Origin of the sequence: Photorhabdus heterorhabditis, from assembly GCF_018448905.1 — a bacterium.
Taxonomy (GTDB): domain Bacteria; phylum Pseudomonadota; class Gammaproteobacteria; order Enterobacterales; family Enterobacteriaceae; genus Photorhabdus; species Photorhabdus heterorhabditis.
The window spans coordinates 1-3,784 of sequence record NZ_RCWA01000089.1 but is presented as its reverse complement, the minus strand read 5'-3'; the positions used below and the strand labels follow the sequence as shown (position 1 = coordinate 3,784).

The window sequence follows — 3,784 nt, the reverse complement described above, 5'->3', positions numbered from 1 at the left end:
TGTGCGCCGGGCATGGCGCGTAGCGCCGTGACAGGCGCTGTTCTTTAGCTGTGGTGGCCAAAGAGCGACTAAGAGGTGAAAGTCCTCCACACACCCGGTGAGGGGAAGTGTTAGCTGAACGGCAAGGGTGTCCACCGCGAGGGGAATCTGAAGGAAGCCGAAGGCAAAATGCTGGCCTGACGAACAGGAAGCGGCTAAGGCGGCGCAGCGGGGTAAGGTGGCATATATCACCGAAGCCCAATACTCACACGGAACGCTGTGACGTAGAGCCGACAGGTATAAGCAGGAAAGTCGCGTGAATTACCCCGGGAGATCTGCCGCCCTGCCACTGTGCTACCGGTGCTGCGAAGCGCCGGGATGGGGCGACAGAAGTCAGCCGACGCCGTAGTAGTGCTGCAAAACCGGCAGCACGAAGGGCCGAACATGATTAACCGTGATTAGGACACTGACCCACGATGCCGATTAATGAAGCACAAGCGCAGGCAACTGCGACCACGTACAGAAGAGACGGACGGTATCCGTCGGGGCTGCACGATGGCGCTGAAACCGGCACGGCGGCCAGCGGGCAAACGAAAGCGGAAGTGCCGTTGACGATGGAAACGGTGATAACGAGGGAAAACCTGATGCTGGCGTATCAGCGGGTGGTGGAAAACAAAGGCGCGGCAGGGGTAGATAACCTGAAGGCGTCGGAGTTGAAACCGTGGCTGAAGCAACACTGGCCGGTCATCAGGCAGGCATTGATCGAAGGCAGCTACCAGCCGCAGGCGATACGCAGAATGGACATCCCGAAGCCGGATGGCGGCGTGAGAACCCTGGGTATCCCGACGGTGATGGACAGGCTCATTCAGCAGGCGATAGCGCAGCAGTTAAGCGCTATCGTGGACAAAGACTTCTCAGAGTCCAGCTACGGCTTCAGGCCGGGCCGCAACGCCTGGCAGGCGTTGCAACAGGCACAGCGCTACATGCAGAGCGGCAAACGGTGGGTGGTGGACGTCGATCTGGAGAAGTTCTTTGACCGTGTGGACCACAGGCTTCTGATGTCGCGGCTTGCCGGGACGATAAAAGACAGACGGGTATTGAAGTTAATACGCCGCTACCTGAAATCGGACATGGCGACAGGCGCAGAAAGGGAGAAACGGGGGGAGGGGCTGCCGCAGGGCGGTCCGCTGTCGCCGCTGCTGTCGAACATGGTGCTGGATGAACTGGATAAAGAGCTGGAGCGTCGTGGACACAGCTTCGGTCGCTACGCGGACGACTGTGTGCCACGAAGGCATGCACCGGGGACGTAAGTCCCCGTGCAGCTATGCAACACAAGAGATGAGGGCAGGCCCCTCGGTGTCGGCGTACAGGCGCAGGCACCAAACCCCCCACTGCTGCTGCGTTTAAGAGACGTGGTGGTGAGCGAGATGGGAAAAGGTCGGGCGTGACCCGATCAGGTAGGGATCGAAGAGACGAACGAAAGTGAACCGTTGATGATGTGTCGAAAGCGTATAGATGATGTCAAAACCATGGTGGAGTCGTTCCTGTGGGATAAGCGCAGGGGGCGACCTGTTTACTGCCTGCGCGGCATCCGGCATAAAGGCGGCGTGAAGTCGATTCAGGCTCTTGTGGGGAACGTGGGAACCTGTCACCCCGATGTGAAGGGAGAAACGCAAGTGGAGGCCCCATGAGCGCCAGAGTACCAATGCGGGGTACAGGGGCGGAGCAAGCCGTAGTAGCGTTGAAGGACCGTAATGGGTCTGGAGCAAAGGGCTTGCCCCATTGTGCTGATGGCACGACAGCAACCACGGGCGATAAAGCCGGTGGGAGGACTGCTGTAAAATCGGCAAAGCCATTTCCTGTGAGTAAGCGACAGGTGTGGGAAGCGTATAAACGAGTGAAAGCTAACCGTGGTGCGGCAGGTATTGACGGACAGACACTGGCCGGGTTTGACGAGAATGTTGCAGACAATCTCTACAAGCTATGGAACAGACTGGCTTCGGGCAGTTATATGCCGCAGGCGGTAAGGCGTGTGGAGATCCCCAAAGCTGATGGTGGTGTGCGTCCGCTTGGTATTCCTGCCGTGTCGGACAGAATCGCCCAGATGGTCGTTAAACAGGTACTTGAGCCTGTACTGGAACCTCTGTTCCATGCCGACTCGTATGGCTACCGGCCGGGGAAATCTGCTCACCAGGCGATTGCGCAGGCGAGAACACGCTGCTGGAAGTTTGACTGGGTTGTGGAAATCGATATCAAAGGCTTCTTTGATAATATTGATCATGCCCTGTTACTGAAAGCAGTGCGGCATCACACACAGGAACGCTGGTTGGTGATGTATATCGAACGCTGGCTGAAGGCGCCGGTGCAAATGCCGGATGGAAGGGTGCAGGTACGGAACAGGGGGACGCCGCAGGGCGGCGTGATTTCACCCCTGATCTCGAATCTGTTCCTGCATTATGCCTTTGATATGTGGATGAAACGTCAGTTTCCCGGCGTCCCCTTTGAAAGGTATGCCGATGATGTTGTATGCCACTGTCACAGTCAGTCGCAGGCCGAAGCACTGATAAGTAAAGCAGGCCAGCGGTTCGCGCAATGTGGGCTGGAATTGCATCCGCAGAAGACCCGGATGGTTTACTGTAAAGATGCCGATCGACGGGGGAATTACGCAGAGACGCGCTTCGACTTTCTGGGCTATACATTCCGGCCCCGTTTGTCGAAGAATCGCTGGGGTAAGACCTTCGTTAACTTCAGTCCGGCGATGAGTGCCAGAGCAGGGAAAGCAATCCGTCAGGAGGTGAGGAGTTGGGGTCTGCAAAATCGCAGTGACAAGTCCTTGTACGATCTGGCGCATATGTTCAATGCGAAAATCAGAGGCTGGATAAATTATTACGGTGCTTTTTATAAATCGGCCCTGTATCCAACGCTGAGGCAAATCGATCGCAAACTCGTGTTATGGCTGACCCGTAAACATAAGCGACTTCGGGGCCAGCGGAGACGGGCCAGTCACTGGCTGGCGCGTGTTGCGCGGAGTGAAACGAGGTTGTTTGCCCACTGGCCGCTACTATGGGGGCAGGCTTCAATGGGAAGAGCCGGATGAGCGGAGACGTTCACGTCCGGTTCCGTGAGCGCCTTGGGGGGAGGTTCCCCGGGGCGACTCGACGCAATATCTACGTGAGCAGCCGGAAAGCGTGCGAACATATACTGAAGGATATCAGTGAGTTCCTTGAGAACAAACTGAAGCTGAAGGTAAATGAGAAGAAGAGCGCGGTGGCGCGCCCATGGGAGCGAAAGTTCCTGGGGTACAGTGTGACATGGCACAAACAGACGAAGCTGAAGATAGCGCCGGGTAGCGTGAAAAGGCTGAAGGATAAAATCCGCAGCCTGACGACGGGAAACCGGAGTCAATCAGTGAAAGCGACGATCGATGAACTGACGCCAGTGCTGCGAGGCTGGATAAGCTACTTCAGACTGACAGAAGTCAGGGGAATACTGGAGGAGCTGGACGGGTGGATCAGACGGAAACTGCGTTGCCAGCTGTGGCGGCAGTGGAAGAAACCGCGAACCCGTGCGAAGCTGCTGCAAAGAGCGGGCCTGAGTAAGGATCGTGCAAAGCTCTCAGCATATAACAACCACGGAGCATGGTGGAACTCGGGGGCCAGTCACATGAATCAGGCAATAAAGACAGCGTGGTTCAGAGGGCATGGCTTAATATCACTGGTGGAACAGCAACGGCAGTTCCAGCGTTAACATGAACCGCCGTATGCGGAACCGCATGTACGGTGGTGTGAGAGGACGGCGGGAGTGA

5 protein-coding genes are annotated in these 3,784 nt (G+C 56.8%); 3 read left to right on the top strand and 2 right to left on the bottom strand.

Features of this window, described 5'->3' with window-relative positions:
* Positions 1-241 (bottom strand): hypothetical protein (locus tag EAE89_RS22440; protein ID WP_214086614.1); only part of this gene is annotated, 241 nt, incomplete at its 3' end.
* Between the two features lie 214 nt (positions 242-455).
* On the opposite strand from EAE89_RS22440, the gene EAE89_RS22435 reads away from it, so the two are divergent.
* The gene (locus tag EAE89_RS22435; protein WP_214086613.1) at positions 456-1,289 is read left to right on the top strand and encodes a reverse transcriptase domain-containing protein; all 834 of its coding nucleotides are present in this window, start codon (positions 456-458) and stop codon (positions 1,287-1,289) included.
* Between the two features lie 211 nt (positions 1,290-1,500).
* On the opposite strand, the gene EAE89_RS22430 is transcribed toward EAE89_RS22435, so the two are convergent.
* A complete protein-coding gene (locus tag EAE89_RS22430; RefSeq protein WP_167338268.1) occupies positions 1,501-1,776 on the bottom strand; it encodes a hypothetical protein in 276 nt (91 codons plus the stop codon).
* Here EAE89_RS22430 and ltrA point away from each other — a divergent pair.
* Together ltrA and EAE89_RS22420 are read left to right on the top strand one after the other, a co-directional pair.
* Positions 1,667-3,076 (top strand): group II intron reverse transcriptase/maturase, encoded by a 1,410-nt coding sequence (gene ltrA / locus EAE89_RS22425; protein WP_214086612.1) that lies wholly within the window; start codon positions 1,667-1,669, stop codon positions 3,074-3,076. The two genes, EAE89_RS22430 and ltrA, sit on opposite strands and share 110 nt — an antisense overlap.
* A gap of 209 nt (positions 3,077-3,285) precedes the next feature.
* A complete protein-coding gene (locus EAE89_RS22420) occupies positions 3,286-3,726 on the top strand; it encodes a group II intron maturase-specific domain-containing protein (RefSeq protein WP_339423549.1) in 441 nt (146 codons plus the stop codon).
* Positions 3,727-3,784: the final 58 nt, after the last annotated feature.

What these genes read in the sequence shown, in the direction of transcription:
- EAE89_RS22435 (WP_214086613.1), top strand. Translation starts at nt 456, where the DNA reads ATGCCGATTAATGAAGCACAAGCGCAGGCAACTGCGACCACGTACAGA.
- ltrA (WP_214086612.1), top strand. Translation starts at nt 1,667, where the DNA reads ATGAGCGCCAGAGTACCAATGCGGGGTACAGGGGCGGAGCAAGCCGTA.